At 72.6% G+C, this 22,035-nt stretch carries 12 protein-coding genes; 3 read left to right on the top strand and 9 right to left on the bottom strand.

The window, feature by feature from the left end:
* Positions 1-32: 32 nt before the first annotated feature.
* The 4 genes from ABKA17_RS02955 to ABKA17_RS02940 form a co-directional block, all read right to left on the bottom strand.
* Positions 33-1,445, bottom strand: a complete 1,413-nt coding sequence (locus ABKA17_RS02955) for a dipeptidase (protein ID WP_353690215.1) — start codon at positions 1,443-1,445, stop codon at positions 33-35.
* A gap of 10 nt (positions 1,446-1,455) precedes the next feature.
* Complete coding sequence (locus ABKA17_RS02950; RefSeq protein WP_353690214.1) at positions 1,456-5,055, bottom strand: UvrD-helicase domain-containing protein; 3,600 nt, start codon at positions 5,053-5,055, stop codon at positions 1,456-1,458.
* Between the two features lie 116 nt (positions 5,056-5,171).
* Entirely contained in the window at positions 5,172-8,573 is a 3,402-nt protein-coding gene (locus tag ABKA17_RS02945) for an ATP-dependent helicase (RefSeq protein ID WP_353690213.1), read from the bottom strand.
* Between the two features lie 266 nt (positions 8,574-8,839).
* Positions 8,840-9,205: an MGMT family protein gene (locus ABKA17_RS02940; RefSeq protein ID WP_353690212.1), complete on the bottom strand. Its 366-nt coding sequence runs from the start codon at positions 9,203-9,205 to the stop codon at positions 8,840-8,842.
* Positions 9,206-9,391: 186 nt separating this feature from the next.
* On the opposite strand from ABKA17_RS02940, the gene ABKA17_RS02935 reads away from it, so the two are divergent.
* From ABKA17_RS02935 to ABKA17_RS02925, 3 genes are all read left to right on the top strand, one after another.
* Positions 9,392-12,139 carry a lysylphosphatidylglycerol synthase domain-containing protein gene (locus tag ABKA17_RS02935; RefSeq protein ID WP_353690211.1) on the top strand — a complete coding sequence of 916 codons (2,748 nt, stop codon included), beginning with the start codon at positions 9,392-9,394 and terminating at the stop codon, positions 12,137-12,139.
* 96 nt (positions 12,140-12,235) lie between these two features.
* Entirely contained in the window at positions 12,236-13,780 is a 1,545-nt protein-coding gene (locus ABKA17_RS02930) for an alpha/beta hydrolase (protein WP_353690210.1), read from the top strand.
* 149 nt (positions 13,781-13,929) lie between these two features.
* Positions 13,930-15,489 carry an alpha/beta hydrolase gene (locus ABKA17_RS02925; RefSeq protein WP_353690209.1) on the top strand — a complete coding sequence of 520 codons (1,560 nt, stop codon included), beginning with the start codon at positions 13,930-13,932 and terminating at the stop codon, positions 15,487-15,489.
* Positions 15,490-15,551: 62 nt separating this feature from the next.
* Here the strand turns inward: ABKA17_RS02925 and moeZ are convergent, their stop codons facing one another.
* The 5 genes from moeZ to ABKA17_RS02900 all read right to left on the bottom strand — a co-directional run bounded on the left by moeZ (position 15,552) and on the right by ABKA17_RS02900 (position 21,849).
* Positions 15,552-16,730: an adenylyltransferase/sulfurtransferase MoeZ gene (gene moeZ / locus ABKA17_RS02920; protein WP_353690208.1), complete on the bottom strand. Its 1,179-nt coding sequence runs from the start codon at positions 16,728-16,730 to the stop codon at positions 15,552-15,554.
* A gap of 63 nt (positions 16,731-16,793) precedes the next feature.
* Positions 16,794-17,543 carry a spherulation-specific family 4 protein gene (locus ABKA17_RS02915; RefSeq protein WP_353690207.1) on the bottom strand — a complete coding sequence of 250 codons (750 nt, stop codon included), beginning with the start codon at positions 17,541-17,543 and terminating at the stop codon, positions 16,794-16,796.
* Positions 17,531-18,490, bottom strand: a complete 960-nt coding sequence (locus tag ABKA17_RS02910; RefSeq protein ID WP_353690206.1) for an NAD-dependent epimerase/dehydratase family protein — start codon at positions 18,488-18,490, stop codon at positions 17,531-17,533. The genes ABKA17_RS02915 and ABKA17_RS02910 overlap by 13 nt, the downstream gene beginning before the upstream one ends.
* A 246-nt stretch (positions 18,491-18,736) precedes the next feature.
* Positions 18,737-20,158: a hypothetical protein gene (locus tag ABKA17_RS02905; protein ID WP_353690205.1), complete on the bottom strand. Its 1,422-nt coding sequence runs from the start codon at positions 20,156-20,158 to the stop codon at positions 18,737-18,739.
* Complete coding sequence (locus ABKA17_RS02900) at positions 20,155-21,849, bottom strand: DUF3492 domain-containing protein (protein WP_353690204.1); 1,695 nt, start codon at positions 21,847-21,849, stop codon at positions 20,155-20,157. The genes ABKA17_RS02905 and ABKA17_RS02900 overlap by 4 nt, the downstream gene beginning before the upstream one ends.
* Positions 21,850-22,035 lie beyond the last annotated feature (186 nt).

Below are 22,035 nucleotides of genomic sequence, written 5' to 3'. Positions count from 1 at the left end.
CGCTCCGCTCCGCTCCGGACGCCTCGGGGTGATCAGGGCGCATGCCGCCAGTGCTCCGCGAGGTCCGCCCACAGGTACGCGGTGGTCTCGACGCCCTTGAGGAGCAGGTCGAGTTCGACCTTCTCGTTCGGCGCGTGCCAGCCGTCGGAGGGCACGGAGATGCCGAGGAACAGCACGGGGGCGCCGAGCACTTCCTGGAGGTCGGCGGCCGGCCCCGAGCCGCCCTCGCGGGTGAAGCGGACGGGCTTTTCGAAGGCGCGGCCCATGGCGCGGACCACGGACTGGAGCGCCGGGTGGTCCAGCGGGGTCAGACACGGGCGCGTGGCCGAGCCGAACGTGATCTCGCAGCGGATCCCGGCGGGCACCTGGTCGGCGACCCAGGCGCGGACGGCCTTCTCGACGTGGTCGGGGTCCTGTCCGGCGACGAGGCGGAACGACAGCTTCACCATGGCCGAGGACGGGATGATCGTCTTGCTGCCGGGGCCCTGGTAGCCGCCGCCGATGCCGTTGACCTCGGCCGTGGGGCGGGCCCAGACGCGCTCCAGGGTGGTGTGCCCGGCCTCGCCCCGGACGGCGTACGACTTGGCGGTGCGCAGCCACTGTTGCTCGTCGAAGGGCAGTTCGGCGAAGAGCTCGCGCTCGCGGTCGGTCAGCTCGACGACGCCGTCGTAGAAGCCGGGGACGGCCACGCGTGCGTGCTCGTCGTGCAGGGCGGCGACCAGGTGGGCCACGGCGGTAGCCGGGTTGGGGACGGCGCCGCCGAAGGAACCGGAGTGGATGTCCTGGTCGGGTCCGTACAGCCGGATCTCGCACTCGGCGAGGCCGCGCATCCCGGTGCAGACGGTGGGGGTGTCCTCGGCCCACATGCCGGTGTCGGAGACGATCACGGCGTCGGCGGCGAGCCGCTGCGCGCGCTCCTCGACGAGGGCGCGGAAGTGCGGGGAGCCGGACTCCTCCTCGCCCTCGATCAGCAGCTTGAGGTTCACGGCCGGGGTGGTGCGGCCGGTGGCGGCGAGGTGGGCGCGGACGCCGAGTGTGTGGAAGAACACCTGGCCCTTGTCGTCGGCCGCCCCGCGCGCGTAGAGCCGGTTCTCGCGGACGACCGGCTCGAAGGGCTCGCTGTCCCAGCCGTCCTCCAGGGCGGCGGGCTGCACGTCGTGATGGCCGTAGACCAGGACCGTGGGCGCCCCGGGGACGTCGGAGGGCCATTCGGCGAAGACGGCGGGGGCGCCGGGCGTCTCCCAGACCTCGGTGGTCGGGAAGCCGGTCTCCCGGAGTCTGGCGGCGAGCCAGTCGGCGCTGCGGCGTACGTCGGGCGCGTGGTCGGGCTGGGCCGACACGGAGGGGATGCGCAGCCACTCGGTGAGGTCGCCGAGGAAGGCGCTGCGGTGCTGCTCGATGTACGTACGGACGGCGCTGACTGCACTGTCAACGGGCTGGCTCATGGTCACGAGCCTATCGGCCCGCACCGACATCCTCGGTGGGCGGTTCCTCACAGTTTGCTGGCGCGGAGGGCTCCTCCAGCAGCAGCCGCTCCAGCGCACGCCGGTCCGCGAGGTCGCCGGGCCGCACCACCTCGCCGTTGCGGACGTACAGGAACGCGGCCGTCACCGACTCCAGGGGCACCCCCTGCTGCTCGGCCCAGGCGACCCGGTACAGGGCGAGCTGGAGCGGGTCGGCGGTGCGGTCCCGGCTGGTCTTCCAGTCCACGATCTCGTACGTCGCTGTCTCGCCGTCGCCCTGCTTGTAGACGGCGTCGATACGGCCCCGCACCACCCGGCCGGCGATGGAGAGCTGGAAGGGCGCCTCGACGCGGTGGGGCGTGCGGTGGGCGTACTCGGTGCGTTCGAAGGCGTCCTTGAGGGCCTCCAGATCGCGCTCGTCCTCGATCTCGGCTTCGCTGCCGGGCAGTTCCTCGGGCTCCAGCATGGGCAGCGTCAGCGCTTCGAAGCGGGCTTCCACCCATGCGTGGAACCGGGTGCCTCGGCGCGCGGCGGGTTGTGGGGGGCGCGGCATGGGGCGCGCGAGTTCCTGCGCGAACCCGTCCGGGTCGGCGGCCAGCCGCAGCAGCTGGGAGGCGGTGAGCGAGGCGGGCAGGGGTACGTCGGTGACGGCCGCCCGCGCGCGCAGGAGCTCGCCGGTGAGGGCGTCGAGGTCGCGGTCCCAGGAGGCGAGGGTGCGAGCCTCCTCGGGGGTGAGGCGGGTGCGGACGGGCTCGGCTTCCGGGTCGGGTTCCGGCGCGTGGGCACGCGCGTGCTGCGTGCCGCCGGTGTCCGGTGCCGCCGCCTGGTGCGGGACCGTCGGGCGGTCCGCCGTCCACGCGTCCCAGTCGCTGGAGTCGTGAGCGTCGGGACCGTAGGGGCCATCGGGATCGTCCAGGCCCTCGGATCCCTCGGATCCCTCGGATCCCCCGAGTCCGTCGGGTTCGTCGGGGAAGGCCTCGTCGTCGTAGGGAGGTTCGTCGTCCTCGGGTGGCGGTGGCCAGTCGGGGTCGTCGTAGGTGTCCGGGTCGTGCTCGGCTGCGGGGTGGCCGTCCGGGTGGGAGGCGAGGTGCTCCAGGTGGGCGAGGACCGTCTCGGCGGCGGCGCGGCGGCGGGCCAGGGACATGTCGTCGAGGGGCAGGGGCCAGACCTGGTCGGCGGTGGCCCGGTGCAGGGCCGGGTTCTCCTCGTCCTCGGCGGGTTCGTCCGCCCATGCCTCGATCTCGCCGTGGCCGGCCTCGCAGTGGTCGTAGAGGGCCTGGAGGAAGTCGGACGGGCCGCGGGGCCTCTTCTGGGCGGGGCCCCACCAGTGGCCGGAGCCGAGGAGGAGGGAGCGGGGGCGGGTGAAGGTGACGTAGCCGAGGCGGAGCTCCTCGGTGTGCTGGTGGTCCTTCATGGCCTCCTGGAAGGCCTTCAGGCCGCGCGCGTCCCAGCCCTCGACGTCCGGCAGGGTGGCCGCGTCGCCGCGCAGCTCGTGCGGCAGCACCTTGCCCTGCGCGGTCCACTTCTCGCGGCCCTGGGTGCTGGGGAAGGTGCCGGTGACGAGGCCGGGTACGGCGACGACGTCCCACTCCAGGCCCTTGGACTTGTGCGCGGTGAGCACCTTGACGGTGTTCTCGCCGCCGGGCAGGGCGTTGTCGAGACCCTTCTCGTACTGGGCGGCGGTCCGCAGGAAGCCCAGGAAGGCCAGCAGGGTCGCCTCGCCGTCGCCCGCGGCGAAGGAGGCGGCGATGTCCAGGAAGTTGGACAGGGTCTCGCGGCGGCGCGCGGCCAGGGCATGCGGGGACGCCGACAGCTCCACCTCCAGGCCGGTGACGGCGAGGACGCGGTGCAGGACGTCCATCAGCGGATCGGAGAGCGACCTGCGCAGGTCGCGCAGTTCGGTCGCCAGCCGCGCGAACCGCACGCGCGCGTCCGGCGAGAACGGCAGTCCGTCGTCGTCCCCGTCGCCGGCCGCTTCGTACAGGGGTGTCTCCAGGAACGTGTCCAGGGCGTCCGCCAGCGATATCACCTCGGACGGATCGACCCCCTCGACGGCTTCCGCGAGCCGCCGGTCCCGGTCGTCGCCCGCGTCCACGCGCGCGTGGGCCACCAGCAGCCGGGCGCGGCGCCCCAGGAGGGCGAGGTCGCGCGGGCCGATGCGCCAGCGGGGGCCGGTCAGCAGCCGGACCAGGGAGGCGTTGGCGCCGGGGTCCTGGAGGACCTCGCAGACGGCGACCAGGTCGGCGACCTCGGGCAGGTGCAGCAGACCGGAGAGGCCGACCACCTCGACGGGGATGTCCCGGGCGACCAACGCGCCCTGGATCTCGGCGAAGTCGGTCGCCGTACGGCACAGCACGGCGATCTCGGCAGGCGCCTTGCCGGTCCGTACGAGGTGGGCGACCGAGTCGGCGATCCAGTCGATCTCCTCCGCGTGGGTGGCCAGCAGCGCGCACCGCACCAAGCCGTCGCGCTCGGCGCCGGGGGCCGGGCGGAGGGCCTCCACGCCCGCGTGCATGGCGCGCAGGGGCTCGGCGAGGCCGTTGGCGAGGTCGAGGAGGCGGCCCCCGCTGCGGCGGTTCTCGCTGAGCGACTGACGGGTGGCCAGGTGGCCGTCGGGGTGGGCGAAGTGCTCCGGGAAGTCGTCGAGGTTGGCGACGGAGGCTCCGCGCCAGCCGTAGATCGCCTGACAGGGGTCGCCGACCGCGGTCACCGGGTGGCCGGTGCCCTCGCCGAACAGGCCCGCCAAAAGGATGCGCTGGGCGACCGACGTGTCCTGGTACTCGTCGAGCAGCACCACGCGGAACTCGTCGCGCAGGATGCGGCCCACTTCGGGGATCTGGGCGAGCTCGGCGGACAGGGCGATCTGGTCGCCGAAGTCGAGCAGGTCGCGCTCGCGCTTGGCGGCCCGGTAGCGGACCACCAGCTCGGCGAGCTCGCGGCGCGCGGCGGCCGCCTCGGGGACCTTGCGCAGGTCGGCGTTGGTGAGTTTCGCGCCCTGGAGGCCGAGCAGCAGCTCGGCGTCGTACGCCCGCAGTGCCTCCGGCCGTACGAGGTGTTCGGCGAGCTCGGCGTCGAGGGTGAGGAGGTCGCCGACGAGGTCCGGGAAGGAGCGGGTCAGCGCCGGGTAGGGGCCGGGGGCTTCGCGCAGCACGCGCGCGGCGAGCTGGTAGCGGGTGGCGTCGGCGAGCAGCCGGGAGGTCGGCTCGAGGCCGATGCGCAGGCCGTGGTCGGTCAGCAGGCGGCCCGCGAAGGCGTGGTACGTGGAGATGACCGGCTCGCCCGGCGGGTTGTCCGGGTCGATGACGTCGGGGTCGGTGACGCCGGCCTTGACGAGTGCCTTGCGGACGCGCTCGGCGAGTTCGCCGGCGGCCTTGTTGGTGAAGGTGAGGCCGAGGACCTGTTCGGGGGCGACCTGGCCGGTTCCGACCAGCCACACCACGCGGGCCGCCATCACCGTCGTCTTGCCCGAGCCGGCACCGGCCACGATCACCTGCGGGGCGGGCGGCGCGACGATGCAGGCCGTCTGCTCGGGGGTGAACGGGATACCGAGGAGCTCCTTGAGCTGATCGGGATCGGTGATACGGGCGGGCATGTCGGAGAGGCTAGCGGCGCCCACTGACAGTCGAGGACGAATCGCTCTGCGGTGCGCCTCCGGGCCGCGAGAAGCGCAGGTCAGCACGGGTGGTGCAACCGATCACACCCGTACGCTCACTCGACGACGTGCCGCCCCTCGGGCCGGGCGCTGCAGGAGGCCCGGAACGCGCAGTGCGTGCAGTGCTGCCCGGCGCTCGGTGTGAACCGCTCGTCGAGCACCTTGCCCGCCGCCGTGGCGAGCAGGTCGCCGACCCACTCCCCCTCCAGCGGCTCCTGAGCCTGCACCTTGGGAAGGGTCTCGCCGCCGTCCCGTTTGGCGGCGCCCTGGCGCAGCTGGACGAGTTCGGCGCCGCCCGGCTCCGGGCGTACGCCGTCGAAGGCCTCGTCGACCGCGCCCTCGCGGACGGCCAGCTGGTAGACCGCGAGCTGCGGATGGTGTTCGACCTCGCGCGCGGTGGGCGCCTGCTTGCCGGTCTTGAAGTCGACGACGTAGGCGCGGCCTTCGGTATCGGTCTCGACCCGGTCCATCTGGCCGCGGATGCGGACCTCGTAGTCGCCCGCTTCGAGGGTCACGTCGAAGTCGTGCTCGCTGGCGACCGGGGTGCGTCCGGTGCGGTCCATCACGTGCCACTTCAGGAAGCGTTCGAGCGCCACGCGCGCGTTCTCCTTCTCCTGCGCCGACTTCCAGGGCGCGTCGAAGGCGAGCGCGTTCCACACGGAGTCGAGGCGCTCCATGAGGACGGCGAGGTCGGCCGGGGTGTGGCCGGAGGCGACCTCGTCCGCCAGGACGTGGACGACGTTGCCGAAGCCCTGGGCGACGGTGGCGGGCGCGTCGGCCTTCACCTCGCGGCCCAGGAACCACTGGAGGGCGCAGGTGTTGGCGAGCTGGTCGAGGGCGCTGCCGGACAGCACGACCGGCTGGTCGCGGTCGCGCAGCGGCACCTTGCTCTCGGTCGGCTCGTACATGCCCCACCAGCGGTAGGGGTGGGCGGACGGGACGAGCGGGCGGCCGTCCTCGTCGGCGAGCGCGGCGAGCCGGGCCAGCCGGCGGGCGGCGGCCTCCCTCAGGGTGCCGGAGACGCGCGGGTCGACGGTCGTGGCCCGGAGTTCGGCGACGAGCGCGGCGACGGACAGGGGGCGGCGGGGGCGGCCGGTGACGTCCTTGGGCTCGACGCCGAGTTCGGTGAGGAAGCGGGAGGGCTGGTCGCCGTCGTCGGCGGGGGCCTTGACCGCCGTCACGACGAGTCGCTCACGCGCGCGTGTGGCGGCCACGTAGAACAGGCGGCGCTCTTCGGCGAGCAGCGCTCCCGGGGTGAGCGGTTCGGCCAGTCCGTCGCGGCCGATGCGGTCGGCCTCCAGGAGGGAGCCACGGCGGCGCAGGTCCGGCCACAGGCCCTCCTGGACGCCCGCCACGACGACCAGGCGCCATTCCAGCCCCTTGGAGCGGTGGGCCGTCATCAGCCGGACCGCGTCGGGGCGTACGGCACGCCGGGTGAGCGTGTCGGCGGCGATGTCCTCGGCGTCGATCTCCTCCAGGAAGTTCAGGGCGCCCCGGCCGCCGGTGCGTTCCTCCGCGCGGGCCGCGGTCGCGAACAGCGCGCACACGGCGTCCAGATCGCGGTCCGCGTTTCGGCCCGCAGCACCGCCGCGCCGGGCGGCCCGCTCCAGGCGGTTGGGCCACGGCGTGCCCTCCCACAGGTCCCAGAGCGCCTCCTCGGCGCTGCCGCCGCCCGCGAGGCGCTCCCGGGCTTTGCGCAGCAGTGCGCCCAGCCGCTGGGCGCCACGCGCGTACACGGGGTCGTGCACGGCCAGCCGCTCCGGCTCGGCCAGCGCCCGCGCGAGCAGTTCGTCCGAGGGCGGCGGCAGCGGGTTCCCGCCGGCCCGCTCCTCGTCGCGCAGGGCGCGACCCAGACGGCGCAGATCGGCGGCGTCCATACCGGCGAGGGGGGAGGCGAGGAGAGCGAGGGCGGTCTCGGCGTCGAGCCAGCTGGTGTCGGGCTGCGGGGCACCAGAGGAGGCCTCCTCGGCGGGGGCACCGGACGGGGCCGTCTCCTCGGCCTCCTCTACGGCGGGCTCCTGGGCGTCAGCCCTGGCCTCCTCGGAGCCTGGCTCCCGTACCGAAGCCTCCGCGGCCGCCACCGCACGCAGTGCCGTCAGCAAGGGAGCCACCGCCGGTTCGTGGCGCAGTGGGAGGTCGTCGCCGTCGATGTCGAGGGGCACCCCGGCCGAGGTGAGAGCTCTGCGGACCGTCGGGATCGTGCGTGAGCCCGCACGCACGAGTACGGCCATCTCACCCCACGGAACGCCGTCCTCCAGATGCGCCCGGCGCAGGATGTCGGCGACGTTGTCCATTTCCGTACCGGGCGTCGGGTACGTGAAGACCTCGACGCCGCCGCCCTCCCGGACCGGGGCGAGCTCGCGGTGGGCGCGGACCTTCTCGGCCGGGAGCCTGGTCAGCGGCATGCGCTGGGTCAGCAGGCGGGTCGCGGTGAGCAGGGCGGCGCCGGAGCGGCGGGAGGTGCGCAGGACCTCGACGGGCGCGGGGCGGCCGTCCACGCGTGGGAAGGCCTGCGGGAAGTCCAGGATGCCGTTCACGTCGGCGCCCCGGAAGGCGTAGATGGACTGGTCGGGGTCGCCGAAGGCGACGAGGGTGCGGCCGCCGCCGGCGAGGGCGTGCAGGAGCCGCACCTGGGCCGGGTCCGTGTCCTGGTACTCGTCCACGAACACCGCGTCGTACTGCGCGGCGAGCCGCTCGGCGACCTCGGTCCGGTGGGCGAGCAGCACCGCGCGGTGGACCAGTTCGGCGTAGTCGAGCACGCCCTGCAGGTCGAGGACGTCGAGGTACTCGGCCAGGAAGGCGGCCGCGGCCCGCCAGTCGGGGCGGCCGATGCGGCGCGCGAAGGCCTCCAGGGCGCCGGGGCCGAGGCCCAGTTCACGGCTGCGGGCGAGGACCGCGCGGACCTCGTCGGCGAAGCCGCGCGTGGTCAGACAGGCGCGCAGTTCGTCCGGCCAGCGAACGTGCGCGAGGCCGAGCCGCTCCAGGTCGGGCTGACCGGCGAGCAGTTCGCGCACGGCGACGTCCTGCTCGGGGCCGGACAGCAGCCGGAGCGGCTCCACAAAGAGGTCGCTGTCCTGGTGGGCGCGGACCAGGGCGTAGCAGAACGAGTGGAACGTGGTCGCCTGGGGCGCGCGGGCGGCTCCTATGCGCAGGGCCATGCGGTCACGCAGCTCGACGGCCGCCTTGCGGCTGAACGTCAGCACCAGCACGCGCGCGGGGTCACCGCCCCGGGCGATCCTCGCCGCGACGGACTCCACGAGCGTGGTGGTCTTTCCGGTGCCCGGACCTGCGAGGACGAGCAGCGGACCGGCCTTGTGCTCAACCACGGAGCGCTGTGCGGCGTCCAGACGAGGGGGAACCACGCGGGTCGGCGGGGTACGCACCAGTCGGTAAGCGCCACGGCTCCCCTGCCGCACCTGGGGGTGCGGCAGGCGCCTGGTGGAGGAAGAGGAGCTCACGTGGTTCGCCGGTCCTGGTGGGTGTGCTGGTTGGCCGACCACTGCGCGTGGAGGGCGGTGGTCGCGGGGTGAGGGGGACGTGTGCAGCCGACGCTACGCCGACGAGCAGAGCGGAAGCAGGGCTTCCTGTTCTTCCCGTCCGTCACTCGCGACCCGTACGTCCCTCGCCCCACGAACGTACGGCATGCCACCGACGTGCCCGCTTTGGCCCGTTTCCCCCGGACGGATCACCGGCCGCCCCCGGACCCGTCCGATGGCGGAAGCTGTCAGGTGTGACCCTCCGCGCGTTCGCCGCCGTCCCATCGCGCCCGTCTCATGTCGAGCCGTGGCAGATGGCCCTCGGCGGCCCTGCTCGCCGTCTTCAGAGGCGTGCCCTCGGTCCGGTAGTGGTCGAGCGCCCGCAGCTCGTGTCCGGGGAGCAGCACGCCGTCCGAGCGCACGACCCGCCACCACGGCACCGCTCCCCCGTACAGGGCCATCACCCGGCCCACCTGGCGCGGGCCACCCTCCTCCAGCCACTCGGCCACATCGCCGTACGTCATGACGCGCCCGGGCGGGATGAGTTCGGCCACTTCCAGAACCCGCTCGGCGTACTCCGGCAAGGCGTCGCGCGGGAGGCTCTCGTCGCTCATCCGTCCCATCCTGCCCCACCCCACCGACAATGTGACGCGCTGGCCACCGTGCGTATCCCTCGCCCCGGAGCGGCCCTTCCGGCAGACTGTGCGCCCCCGCGTTTGCACCCTGATGCCCCCGTGTGTCGGTGGAGCATGCCACCATCGTGCGGGCGGTGACCGGTGATACGAGATCAAGAAGAGACGATGAAGCAACAGGGCGTGCACCCGGAGGGCGCGGAGAGCACCTCTGACGCTTCGTCGCGCCCGGGCACCGACGACGAGGACGACAAGCCGGTGTCGGACACCGGCGACAGGGACGAGACGGCGACCCCGCCGACGGACTTCGACGACGAGACGCACACCGACGAGGTCGAGGGCGACGAACCCCTCCTCCCCGCGCGCGTGCACCGCCCCTCGGACCTCATGCGGCTGCTGGTCGGGGTGCTGGCGGTGGTGATCCTGCTGGCTATCGCCGCGTTCGCGCACGGCACCACCTCGGGCCTGGAACAGGACATCAACAAGGGCACCGGACAGGCGCCCGACCTGCTCATCAAGATCGCCGGCCTGGCCTCCAGCATCGCGATCCTGCTGGTACCGGTCGCCTTCGCGATCGAGCGGCTGATCAAGCGTGACGGGCTGCGCATCGCCGACGGCGTGCTCGCGGCCGTCCTCGCGCACGGAGTGACCCTCGCCACCGACCTGTGGGTCGCCAAGGCCGCACCCGACTCGATCCAGGAAGCCCTCACCCAGCCCTCCCCGGGTGACATCCACGCCCTCACCGACCCGGTGCACGGCTATCTCGCGCCGGTCATCGCGTACATGACGGCGGTCGGCATGTCGCGTCGGCCGCGCTGGCGCGCGGTGCTGTGGATCGTGCTGATGCTCGACGCCTTCTCGATGCTCGTCACCGGCTACACGACGCCGTTCTCGATCATCCTGACGGTGCTGATCGGCTGGACCGTCGCCTACGGCACGCTCTACGCGGTCGGCTCACCCAACGTCCAGCCCACCGGACGGACGCTGATGGCGGGCCTCAGGCACGTCGGCTTCCACCCGGTGAGCGCGGCCCGTGAGGAGGTCGCGGAGACGCCGGAGACCGGCGACCGCGGCCGGCGCTACTTCGTCACCCTGGAGGACGGCCCACCGCTGGACGTGACGGTCGTCGACCGGGAACAGCAGGCGCAGGGTTTCTTCTACCGCGCGTGGCGCAATCTGACCCTGCGCGGCTTCGCCACCCGCAGCAGCCTGCCCTCCCTGCGCCAGGCCCTGGAACAGGAGGCCCTGCTCGCCTACGCGGCCATCGCGGCCGGCGCCAACGCCCCCAAGCTCATCGCGACCTCCGAGCTCGGCCCCGACGCCGTGATGCTCGTCTACGAGCACACCGGCGGCCGCACCCTCGACTCGCTGCCGGACGAGGACATCACCGACGAGCTGCTGCGCGACACCTGGCACCAGGTGCGGGCCCTGCAGTCCCGGCGCATCGCGCACCGGCGCCTGGTGGGCGACGCGATTCTGGTGGATCGTTCCGGCACCGTGATCCTCACCGATCTGCGGGTCGGCGAGATCGCGGCCGGCGACCTGCTGCTGCGCATGGACATCTCCCAACTCCTGGTGACACTCGGCCTGCGCGTGGGCGCCGAGCGCGCGGTGGCAGCGGCGGTGAACGTGCTCGGCCCCGACGCCGTGGCCGACTGTCTGCCGATGCTCCAGCCCATCGCGCTCAGCCGCTCCACGCGCGCGACGTTGCGCGCACTGGCCCGGGAACGCGCCCAGCGCGAACGCGACGCGATCCTGGAGGCCTCCCGGCAGGCCAAGCAGGCCAAGCTCGAGGAAACCCACGAAGACGCCAGGCCCACGCTCGAGAAGCCCGACAAGAAGGCCGTACGCGCGGAGGCGCGGGCCGAGAAACGGGCCATCGACGAGGCGCTCGAGGAGGCCCGCGAGGAGGACCTCCTCACCCAGATCCGCCACGAGGTGCTGCTGATCAGGCCGCAGGCGCCCGTCGAACCGGCTCGTCTGGAACGGGTGCGGCCGCGGACGCTGATCAGCTTCATCGCCGGTGCCATCGGCGCGTACTTCCTGCTGACGCAGCTCACCCACATCGAGTTCGGCCCGCTCATCCAGAACGCCGAGTGGGGCTGGGTCGCCGCGGCCGTGCTGTTCTCGGCGGCGAGCTACTTCGCGGCGGCGATGGCGCTGCTGGGGTTCGTGCCCGAGCGGGTGCCGTTCGTGCGGACCGTGGGGGCGCAGGTCGCGGGGTCGTTCGTGAAGATCGTCGCGCCGGCCGCGGTGGGCGGCGTCGCCCTCAACACGCGCTTCCTCCAGCGCCAGGGGGTGCGGCCCGGGCTCGCGGTGGCCAGTGTCGGCGCCTCGCAGCTGTTCGGGCTCGGCTGTCACATCCTGATGCTGCTGTCCTTCGGCTATCTGACCGGCACCGAGAAGACGCCGTCGCTGTCGCCGTCCAGGACGGTCATCGCCGGTCTGCTGACCGTGGCGGTGCTCGTGCTGGTCGTCACCTCGGTGCCGTTCCTGCGGAAGTTCGTCGTCACGCGCGTGCGGTCCCTCTTCGCGGGCGTCATCCCCCGCATGCTCGACGTGCTCCAGCGGCCGCAGAAGCTCCTCACCGGCATCGGCGGCATGCTCCTGCTGACCGCCTGCTTCGTGATGTGCCTGGACGCCTCGATCCGCGCCTTCGGCACCGAGGGCTCCTCGATCAGCATCGCCAGCGTCGCCGTCGTCTTCCTCGCCGGCAACGCGCTCGGCTCGGCGGCCCCGACGCCGGGCGGTGTGGGCGCGGTGGAGGCCACCCTGACGGTCGGTCTGATCGCCGTGGGACTGCCGAGCGAGGTCGCCGCACCGGCCGTGCTGCTGTTCCGGCTGCTGACACTGTGGATCCCGGTGCTGCCGGGCTGGCTGGCCTTCAACCACCTGACCCGCAAGGGCGCGCTGTAGGACACCGCGCGCGTGCGGTCGCGTCACCGCACGCGCGCGTACCTCGTACGGCCCGTGCCCCGAGCGGCCCGGGATGCCCCACCGCAGGATGGGACCATGCCGAACCCTCTCCGCCTGCGCGTCCCTGCCCTGGCCGTCTCCGCCGTCCTGCTGTCCACCCTCCTGGCGGGCTGTGGCGACGACTCCGAGAACCAGGACGTGACGGCCCAGAAGCTGAGCTGGGAGGACTGTCCGGCACCGTCCGCGGCGGAGGGCGGCGGTGACGCCCCGTCACCTCTGCCGAACGGCGACACGTGGCAGTGCGCCACGCTGAAGGCCCCCCTCGACTGGAACAAGCCCAAGGGCGACAAGATCGGGCTCGCGCTGATCCGGGCGAAGGCCAGCGGCGACGAGAGCAAGCGCATCGGCTCGCTCGTCTTCAACTTCGGCGGCCCCGGCGGCTCGGGCGTCACCACGCTGCCCGCCTTCGGCGAGGACTACGCGAAACTGCGCACCCGCTACGACCTGGTGAGCTTCGACCCGCGCGGGGTGGGCCGCAGCGCGCCCGTCGAGTGCCTGAACGAACTCCAGCTCGACGCGTACTTCCAGCAGGACGCGACCCCCGACGACGCGGCCGAGCGCGCCAAGCTCCTGGCCGACACCAAGGAGTTCAACGCCGCCTGCGAGGACAACTCCGAGAAGGTGCTCCCCCACGTGCGCACCACCGACGCGGCCCGCGACATGGACCTGATGCGCCAGGTCCTCGGCGACGAGCAGCTGCACTACTTCGGCATCTCCTACGGCACCGAACTCGGCGGCGTCTACGCCCACCTGTTCCCCAAGAAGGTGGGCCGCGCCGTCTTCGACGCGGTCGTCGACCCGACCGAGGACTCGGAGCAGGGCTCGCTCGCGCAGGCGAAGGGCTTCCAGCTCGCGCTCGACAACTTCGCCGAGCACTGTGTGTCGCAGACCGAGGACTGTCCGATCGGCGACAGCGCACAGGACGTCCAGGACCGCATCGCCAAGCTGCTCAAGGACCTCGACCGCACCCCGCTCCCCGGTCTCGGCCTGCGCGAGCTGACCCAGACCGCCGCGACCAGCGGCATCGCCCAGTCCCTTTACTCACAGGACTTCTGGGAGTACCTCACCGAGGGCCTGGAGCAGGCGTACGACGGGGACGGCCGGGTGCTGATGCTGCTCGCCGACTCCATGAACGGCCGCAACGAGGACGGTCAGTACAGCAACCTCACCGCGGCCAACATCGCCATCAACTGCGCCGACGACAAGCCTCGTCACACCGAGGAGTACGTGGCACGGAAGCTGCCCGAGTTCCGGTCCGCCTCGCCGATCTTCGGCGACTATCTGGCGTGGGGGATGGTCGGCTGCACCGACTGGGCGGTGCCGGGCGCCGCCGAACATCCCGACGTGAGTGCGACCGGCTCGGCACCGATCCTCGTCGTGGGCAACACCGGCGACCCGGCCACCCCGTACGAGGGGGCGCGGAAGATGGTGGACGCGCTCGGCGAGGGCGTCGGCGTCGAGCTGACGTACAAGGGGCAGGGGCACGGCGCGTACGACAGCAAGAACAAGTGCGTGCAGAGCGCGGTGAACGGTTATCTGCTGGACGGGAAGGTGCCGCCGGCGGGAACGGTCTGCTCCTGACCCACCTGCCGCTAACTCATCCACTCCTCGCCGAGAACCGGCAGGTCAGAGCGTTATCCACAGGCATGCGCAGCCGTGATGTGCTCCGCCTACCATGGCATGAACGCCATCCGCTGCACGGTGCGGACGGCCCGCGAGGGGGGAATGCGATGACGCGCTTCGTACGGTGGACGACTCTGGTCGCCGCCGCGGCACTGCTGGTGGGGGGCTGTAGCGGCGGCTCGTCCGATGACGGCAAGGGCGACGAGGAGACGAACTCGGCCAGTCCGTCGTCGACGTCCTCCGGCACCGAGGCGGCGGCCGCGCTGCCGTCGTCGCTGACCTCGCAGAAGCTCGACTGGGACGACTGCAAGAGCACGGCCGACTCCCCCGCGCCGAGCAGCGAATGGCAGTGCGCGACGCTGAAGGTGCCGCTGGACTGGGCGGAGCCGGAGGGCAAGACCATCGGCCTGGCGATGATCCGCGCCAAGGCCCGCGGCGACAAGAGCGAGCGCATCGGCTCGCTGCTGTTCAACTTCGGCGGTCCGGGCGGCTCGGGCGTGTCCATGATGCCGCTGTACGGCACGACGGTCTCCTCGCTCCGCGAGCGGTACGACCTGGTGAGCTGGGACCCGCGCGGTGTCTCCGCCAGCGAGGGCGTGCGCTGCCGCAGCGACCGGCAGATCGAGTCCGCCGAGAGCGTGGACGCGACGCCGGACACCGCGGCCGAGGAGACGGCCTACTTCAAGGACGCCGCCGACTTCGGCAAGGGCTGCGAGAAGGCCGCCGGGGAACTGCTGGGCCACGTCTCCACGACCGACACCGCGCGCGACATGGACCTGATGCGCCAGGTGCTGGGCGACCCGAAGATGCACTACTTCGGCATCTCCTACGGCACCGAACTCGGTGGCGTCTATGCCCACCTGTTCCCGAAGAAGGTGGGGCGGCTGATCCTCGACGCGGTCGTCGACCCGAGCGCCGACACCGTGGGGCACGCCGAGAACCAGACCCGGGGCTTCCAGCGGGCGCTCGACGACTACCTGAAGTCGACCGGCCAGGACCCGAAGGAGGGCACGCGGAAGATCGCCGCCCTGCTGAAGCAGATCGACGCGAACCCGCTGGAGACCGGGTCGGACCGGCAGCTGACCCAGACCCTCGCGGTCACCGGCATCGTGCTGCCGCTGTACAGCAAGGCCAGCTGGCCGACCCTGACCAGCGCCCTGGAGGCCGCTGAGCAGGGCGACGGTTCGGAGCTGCTGACGCTCGCCGACGGATACAACGAGCGGGACACCTCGGGGCACTACGGCACGACGACCCACTCGCAGCGGGTCATATCGTGCCTGGACGACAAGCAGCGGCCGACCGCTGCGCAGACGAAGAAGCTGCTGCCGACGTTCGAGAAGCTCTCGCCGGTCTTCGGGGCCTTCCTGGGCTGGGACACGGCAGGCTGGTGCCACGACTGGCCGGTGGCCGGGCAGTGGGACACCCCGGAGGTGAGCGCGCCCGGCGCGGCGCCGGTCCTCGTGGTCGGCAACACCGGCGACCCGGCGACTCCCTACGAGGGCGCCCGGAAGATGGCGGACGAGCTGGGCAAGGACGTCGGTGTGGTGCTCACCTGGAAGGGCGAGGGTCACGGCGCCTATGGCAGCGGGAGCGACTGTGTCGACTCCACGGTGAACGCGTATCTCCTCAAGGGCACGGTGCCGAAGGACGGCAAGGTCTGCTCATGACGACGGCGGGGGCTTCGCGCACCCGTGGTGCGCGAAGCCCCCGCCGATCGGAGCAGGTCGGGTCAGTACACCGGCTTGTCCGGCTCGATCTGGTGGACCCAGCCGATCACGCCGCCGCCGACGTGCACGGCGTCGGCGAAGCCCGCGGACTTCAGCACGGCGAGGACTTCCGCACTGCGGACACCCGTCTTGCAGTGCAAGACGATCTTCTTGTCCTGCGGGAGGCTCTCCAGGGCGGTGCCCATGAGGAACTCGTTCTTCGGGATCAGCTTGGCGCCCGGGATCGAGACGATCTCGTACTCGTTGATCTCGCGGACGTCGATGATCTCGATGTTCTCGCCGTCGTCGATCCACTCCTTGAGCTGCTTGGGAGTGATCGTCGAGCCGGCGGCCGCCTCCTGGGCCTCCTCGGACACGACGCCGCAGAAGGCCTCGTAGTCGATGAGCTCGGTGACGGTCGGGTTCTCGCCGCAGACCGCGCAGTTGGGGTCCTTGCGGACCTTGACCTGGCGGTACTGCATCTCCAGGGCGTCGTAGATCATCAGGCGGCCGACCAGGGGCTCGCCGATGCCCGCGAGGAGCTTGATGGCCTCGTTGACCTGGATGGAGCCGATGGACGCGCACAGCACGCCCAGCACGCCGCCCTCGGCGCAGGAGGGGACCATGCCCGGCGGCGGGGGCTCCGGGTAGAGGCAGCGGTAGCAGGGACCGTGCTCGGACCAGAAGACCGAGGCCTGGCCGTCGAAGCGGTAGATCGAGCCCCACACGTACGGCTTGTTCAGCAGCACGGCCGCGTCGTTGACGAGGTAGCGGGTCGCGAAGTTGTCGGTGCCGTCGACGATCAGGTCGTACTGGCTGAAGATGTCCATCACGTTGTCGGCCTCGAGCCGCTCTTCGTGAAGGACCACGTTCACGTACGGGTTGATGCCGAGGACGGAGTCGCGCGCGGACTCGGCCTTGGAGCGACCGATGTCGGCCTGGCTGTGGATGATCTGGCGCTGGAGGTTCGACTCGTCGACCTCGTCGAACTCCACGATGCCGAGCGTGCCCACGCCCGCCGCGGCCAGGTACATCAGCGCCGGCGAGCCCAGGCCGCCGGCGCCCACACACAGCACCTTGGCGTTCTTCAGCCGCTTCTGCCCGTCCATCCCGACGTCGGGGATGATCAGGTGGCGGGAGTACCTGCGGACCTCGTCTACGGTGAGCTCGGAAGCGGGCTCGACCAGGGGTGGCAGCGACACGGGGACTCCGTTGGTCGGTCAATCACTACAGTTGTTCTCCCCGTAACACTGCCACGGCCTTCTTCATTCCGAGACACCCGTTCCGATCCGCGAGACGATTTCGTCCCAGTAGCCGGGCATGGTCTCCCAGGGGTCGGCGCGGCCGCCGCCGTCCGTGCGGTCCGTGAACCAGATGGTCGAGGCGCCCTGCCAGCGGGCGATGCGCAGGGCCTCGTCGAGATGGCCGCGGGGCACGCCGTGGACGAAGTGGCAGAAGCGGTCGGGCGGATAGTCCGCGGTCCACTCGGCCACCTGCGACCAGCGGTAGTCGCTCCACGGTCCGGAGAAGGTGACCAGTTGGTCGGCGCTCTCGGCGTACCCGGGATACGGATGGGTGCCGTGGCCGAGGACGACATGCGCGTGGTCGTGGATCGCGCGGAGCGCGGCGACCGTGCGGCGGATCTCGGGGAGCGCGGTGCGTTCGGTCGGGCAGCGGTCGAGGAGGAAGCCGTCGGCCTTGTACCAGTCGATGTAGCGCTGGGCGTCGGAGACCATCTCGCCGTGGCCGCGGGCTCCGTATGTCGCGTCGATGTGGCCGAGGACCCGGACGCCCGCGTTGCGCAGCCGACCGGCCGCCTCCAGGCAGTGCGGGTCGGGACGGCTGCCGGGGCCGTCGGCGACGTTGAGCACGACCCAGTGCACGGGGGTGCCGGGGCGGGTGAGTTCGGCCCATTCGGCGGGGGCGACGAGGGGGTGCGCGAAGCCGGGGATGCCGAAGCCGGGGTGCAGCTCGATGCCGGGTGCGGATGTTTTGGTGCTGGTCAGATGCGGCATGCCGCCTCCATCCAGATGTCTGCCAGGGATTCTTCGAGGTTGATCCGGGGGCGCCAGCCGAGCCGGTCGCGTGCGGTGCGCACGTCGGCCTGCTGCCAGCTGCCGCAGCCGTCGGGGTACGGGTACGCGAGCGGGGCCCCGTGGTCCGGTTCGGAGCGGGGGTGCCCGATGGATGGGCGCAGCGGGCCGGGAGGGCCGTCGAGTTCGTGGAGGGCGCCGCCGTATCCGGCCACGCGGGCGAGGACGGCGGCGGCGTCCCGGAGGCGGACGGCACGGCCGGAGCCGATGTTGATGACGCCCTGCGCGGCGGACAGGCTCGCGGCGTGGACCGCGCGGGCGACGTCACGGACGTCGACGAAGTCGCGCTGGACGCCGAGACCGCCGAGCTTGAGCTCGCCGTCGCCGGACTGCATGGCCCGGCGCATGGCCTCGGCGAGCCGACCGAGAGGGGAGCCGGCGGGCGTGCCGGGCCCCGCGGGAGAGAAGACGCGCAGGACGACGGCGTCCAGGCCGGAGCCGAGAACAAGCTCGGTGGCGGCCAGTTTGCTGACGCCGTACGGGCCGCCGGGGCGCGGGACGGCGTCCTCCGCCGTCGACGAGCCGGGCTGGCTCGGGCCGTACTCGGCGCCGCAGCCGATCTGGACGAGTCGCGCACCGCAGCCGCTGCGCCGGAGCGCCTCGCAGACGGTGGCGACCGCGACGGTGTTGTGGCGGGTGAGTTCGCGGGCCCCGCCTCTGGTGGCGCCCGCGCAGTTGACGACCACGCCGGGGTGGACCGCGTCGAGGAAACGGGTGAGCGCGCCGGGGCTGCCGGACGCGAGGTCGAAACGGACGTCGGCGTCGTCGCCGCGGCCGAGGGCGGTGAGCTGGACGGCTGGGTCGGCGAGCAGGCGGTCGGCCACGAAGCGGCCCAGGTAGCCGTTGGCTCCGATCAGCAGGACCCTCATCGTGCGGCTCCCGTCGCCGGGTCTTCGGGTCGGGAGGTGATCATGTGGTGCTCTCCTTCAGAGGGGGTTGCCTCCGGCCGCCGGCGGTGGGGTGGGGTGTCTGTGGCGGCCTGCTGGTGTGGGTGGGGGTGCGCGTAGCGCCTACTGGTGCGTCGTGGGTCGGGTCCGCGCCGGGGCACGGCCGGGCGGGGCCGGCCCTTCGGGTGGGACCGGTTCTTCGCGTGGGGCCGCGGGCCCCCGGTCGGGTCAGCACGGCTGGTCCGTGGGGGCGTGGGCCGAGGCCCTCGTCAGCCTGCGGGTGGCGTGGAACAGCAGGGCCGCGGCTCCTGCCGCGCAGGCGAGTGCCGGGACGCTGCCCGGGCCCCTGGTCTCCACGAGGGTCTCGACCGGGGTGCCCAGGAAGCCGCAGCCCGGGAGGCGGGCCGCGAAGACCGCGGCGACGACCGTCAGCTCTGCCGCGGTCGTGGCGGTGAGGACGAGTGCCGGGGCGTGGGTGAAGCCGTGGGTGGTGAGGAGTCGGGACAGGAACAGAAGGCCGCCGAGGGCGAGGGTCTGCGCGTAGGGGGTGGGTTCGGACAGGATCGTGCCGCTCAGGGCCAGCAGGGCGGTCAGGGCGCACAGGAACAGTGCGAACATCCCGAACAGCAGCGGTAGTACGGAGGCGGTGAAGTCCTCCAGGCCCCGGCTGAGCGTGAGTTTGCGGCGGGCTCGGGTGGTGAAGAGGTGGGCGGTCCAGGCCGCGGGGGCGCAGGACAGGGCGAGGGCCAGGACGGGGGCGGTCGCCAACGGCCAGGGTCCGTCGGAGGCACCGGTGGGCAGGGCGTCGGGGCCGCCGGTCACGGCTGCTCGCAGAAGGCCGTCGCCCAGGAGGGCGTAGGCGACCAGCCAGCCGGTCAGCGTGCGGGTGCGCGGCGCGGTGAGGTGCGTGGTGCGCAGTGGGCCGCGTGTCAGTGCCGCGCGCAGGGAGAGGGCTACGGCGAGTGCGCCCACGGCCGCCGCGATCAGGCGCGGTCGGCCTTCGGTGAGGTGGAGGGCGGTCACGGTCGCCGCGCACAGAGCACCGGGAAGGAGGGTGAGGAGCAGCCAGTCGACGCCGGTTCGGGGGGTCTCGGCGGGTGGGGCGGGCGCGGAGGGTTCGGCGTCTCTCGGCACGCGCGCGTACATCTCCTCAGCGAGGGAGAAGACGTCCCGGTGCCGGAAGCGGCTCGCCGTGCGGTCGGTGACGCCGTGCGCCTCCAGACCGGCGGCGATCTCCAACGGATCGACCGCCCGCTCGCACAGCTCACGGTGGCGGTGCATCAGCGCCTTCACCGGGTCGACGGCGGAGGCGCGGCGGGGGGCGGCCTGCTGTTTCCGGGCCGTCGGCACTTCGGGGGCGGCAGGGATACGGGCGCCCGATTCACCGTCGTCTCCGGCGGCAGACCGGACGGGCGCACCCTTGTCGCCGTCGTCTCCGAGGGCTACGACGGTGTCGGCACCGCTGGTCGCGGCCCCCACGACACTGGAGGCCCCGCTGGTCGCCGCCCCCTCGACACTCGCGCCACCATGCGCCTCGCCACGCGAACCGGCCTCGCCCCCCTCCCCCGCCAGCCACTCCCCCGAGCTCGCGTCCCAGGGCCCGGGGCTCCCCGGCGTTCCGGGGCGGTCCAGTTCGCCGAGGTCGCTCATCGCGCTCCCTCCGTGGCGGGCACCGGAGTGTTGGCGCGTACCGGAGGACCTGCCGCCCAGCCGGGGCCGCCGCGGGCCACGACCCGCGCGCCGGAGTCCGTCCAGCGGCCGGGCACATGGGCCTCGGCGGGGACGGCGAACGGGAGGGGCTCCCCGGTGGTGTCGTCGAGGACGACCCGGTGGACCGGATGACGGGAGACGATCTCCAGGTAAATGCCGTGAAATGCCGTGATGTTCTGTTCGACGGTGAACAGCTCGAGCGCACGCGCGCGTGCCGCGGCGCCCAGACGGTCACGGCGCGCGGAGTCGCGCAACAGCGCCACGCACGCCTCGGCGAGCGCCCGCGGATTGCGCGGGGGTACGACGAGTCCGGTGCCGCCGATGACCTCCACCACGGCGCCGACATCCGTGGACACGGTCGCTCGGCCGCAGAACATGGCCTCGACCAGGCTGATCGGGAAACCCTCGACCACGCTGGACAGCACGGTCACCGCGCCCGACGCGTACGCCTCGGCGAGGGTCGGGACCTCCGGGCCGCCGATCTCCTCGAAGGAGACCGGGTTGTCGCCGACGGCGTGCAGACCGTCCGCCTCGTCGGGGAAGAGCTGCGCGGCCAGCGCCTTGCAGTGGCCGAGATAGGCCGCGCCCTCGGAGCCCACGGGCACGCCGATGATCCGCAGCCGCGTCTTCGGCTCCTCCTTGCGGATCTCCGCGAAGGCGTGCAGCAGGGAGATGAGGTCCTTGGTCGGTTCGACACGGCCGACCCAGAGCAGCGTGTCGGGGTCCGCGCGCTCCGGGGACTCGCCGACCTCCGCGAAATGGGTGGCGTCCATGCCCGGATAGACCGTGCGGATCTTGTCGCGGTCGGCGCCGCAGCGCTCCTGCCAACGGCGCGCGTGGGTGTTACCGGGCGTGACGAGCGCGGCCCGGCCGTAGATCTCGGCGGCGAGCCGGCCGTGGAAGGCGGCGAGCAGCGACCGCACCGACGGCGAGGCCTCCGTGGCGGAGAGGTAGTGCGTCCGCAGCTGCACGCCGTACTCGGTCACCAGCAGGGGCACGTCGAAGAAGTGGCGGGCGAGGAGTCCGGGGAGGGCCGCCGGGCCGCCGGAGGCCGCGTGGCACAGGTCGACCGAGCCGAGCCCGTCGTCCTCGTACCAGTCGAGGGACAGGGGGCGCAGCGCGCGTTCCAGGTGTGCGGCGACGGCGAGCAGATCCGGGACGCGCGCCTCGCGAGCCGTGCGTGCGGCGCCCGGCGCACGACAGGCGCGTTCGAGGGCGCGTACGGCGGTCTCGGAGCGGAGCGCCCCGACCAGCCCGCCCTCGTCGCGGGCGAGTTCGGCGAGTCCGTACAGCGCGCTGCCGAAACGGTCCGCCTCAGTGGCCGACGGCTCCTCGGAGCGACCCGCGCACAGTACGGCCGCCAACTCGCCGTAGCACTCGGCGAACCGCCGGCGCGCGCGGCGCCCGTGGACGACGCCGTCGTCCTCGGCCGTCCACAGCGGCGCCGTACGCACCCGGTTGACCTGCGACGGAAGCGGGACCCAGCCCTCGTCCTCCTGGCGTTCGCTGCGGCTGAGCGCGTAGATGTCGAACTCGTGCTGCCCGAGCCCGCGCACGAGCCGGTCGCACCAGAGCCTGGCGTCACCGCTCACATACGGATAGCCACCCTCCGTAAGCAGTCCGATGCGCACGAGCGCACCCCCGATCTCCCGTATGGGGAGCCGCCGTTGGCCCGGCGGCTCGCAGCGGGACGAACGTATGCGGACATGACGGTGGCGCGATGGACGGTTGTCCGTCGCGCCACCAAAAGGGGTGAACGGTCGTAACTTTCCCGTGCGGGTCGCGTTCGATCGCGCTAAGAGATCAAGCAGTTACGT

The sequence above is a fragment of the Streptomyces sp. RG80 genome (genome assembly GCF_040446465.1).
Lineage (GTDB): Bacteria > Actinomycetota > Actinomycetes > Streptomycetales > Streptomycetaceae > Streptomyces.
The sequence above is the reverse complement of the archived record's forward strand: the minus strand, read 5'-3'. Positions and strand labels throughout refer to the sequence as shown.